This window comes from Pseudoalteromonas sp. PA2MD11 (assembly GCF_017808125.1).
Lineage (GTDB): Bacteria > Pseudomonadota > Gammaproteobacteria > Enterobacterales > Alteromonadaceae > Pseudoalteromonas > Pseudoalteromonas simplex.
Map to the genome: position 1 here is coordinate 1 of NZ_JADKNF010000037.1, position 1,418 is coordinate 1,418.

A 1,418-nucleotide genomic window follows, 5' to 3' on the forward strand; every position below is an offset into this window, starting at 1 on the left:
CAATGCCGATCAGTTAAGCAATTGACATTTGGCATAATAGGATCAAAATCCGATGATCACAGGTCATCGGATTTTTTTTATGCCCCTTAATCATAGCTTCGCCAATATTTCATCATTTATCGATTCTAATATTCACAGCTTGTCGGAAATACTGGATGAGTCTTTAATACAACAAGCACTTGCAGAGTCCGGGGTCGCAACACTCAGGAAGCGCAGGCTACCTCTTGAGCTAATGGTCTGGAGTGTGATTGGCAGCGCATTGTTTCGAGATATGCCTATGACTCAGGTCATTAATCGTCTTGATATTGTATTACCAAGTAAGAAACCTTTTGTAGCTCCTAGTGCGATTGTTCAAGCAAGACAGCGTTTAGGCTCGGAATCTATTCGTCATATCTTTAATATGACTCAATCCCGTTGGCATCAAGACACACCACATCCAAACTGGTGTGGATTAACCTTACTTGGCGTTGATGGCGTGGTGTGGCGTGCAGAAGACACGCCAGCTAACAATGATGCATTTGGTAAGTTGCACAATGACAAACGCGAATCGGCTTTTCCTCAAATTCGTATGGTCTGTCAAATGGAACTCACAAGTCACTTATTGACCGCATCCGCCTTTGACGCCGTTGCGGCTAATGAAATGACGCTCGCTGAGCAGCTGATAGAGCAAACACCCGACAATAGCCTAACGCTGTTTGATAAAGGTTTTTACTCATTAGGGCTACTTCATAAATGGTCTACCACTGGTACATCAAGGCACTGGCTAATTCCGTTAAAAAAAGGCACGCAATATGAAGTTATCAGGGAATTTGGAAAACATAACCAACTGATTAGACTAAAAACAACACCTCAATCACGAAAGAGGTACCCAGACTTACCTACTACTATCGAAGCTAGATTGTTGACGAAAACCATCAATGGAAAACAGCATCAGATACTGACGTCTATGACCGACCCAATGAAATATCCAAGTGCTGATATCGTCGATCTATACAGTCACCGTTGGGAAATAGAGCTTGGGTTCAGGGAAATGAAACAGTACTTGCTCAAAAATGAATTAACGTTACGTAGCAAAACCCCAGAGCTAGTAAAACAAGAGTTATGGGGCGTATTGCTCGCATACAATTTAGTACGATATATGATGACTAAGATGGCTTACAGCCTGAAAGGGATATGGCCTTATCAACTCAGTTACAGCAATGCTTCTGGCTATATCATCAAGGAGTTAATGATGTTGCCTCACACCTCAGCAGGAAAAGTACCGAGCGTAATAAATAAACTTATTGCAATGGCTGAAATCTTTGTACTGCCAGAGCGAAGAGAAAGACATTATCCAAGATGTGTGAAAAAGAGGCCCAGTCGGTACCCTGAACGAAAGCCCAAAAAAATGCCTGTCAGCTCTTAACTGACAGGCATTA

The 1,418-nt window shown here is 42.4% G+C and carries 1 protein-coding gene; it reads left to right on the forward strand.

Translation table 11 applies throughout. The annotated features are described in order from the left end of the window. Positions 1–79: 79 nt before the first annotated feature. A complete protein-coding gene (locus ISP07_RS20390) occupies positions 80–1,405 on the forward strand; it encodes an IS4 family transposase (protein ID WP_209328716.1) in 1,326 nt (441 codons plus the stop codon). The last annotated feature ends 13 nt before the right edge of the window (positions 1,406–1,418 follow it).

Bases quoted from the DNA above. Each gene is read 5' to 3' on its own strand.
- ISP07_RS20390 (WP_209328716.1), top strand. From the start codon at position 80: ATGCCCCTTAATCATAGCTTCGCCAATATTTCATCATTTATCGATTCT.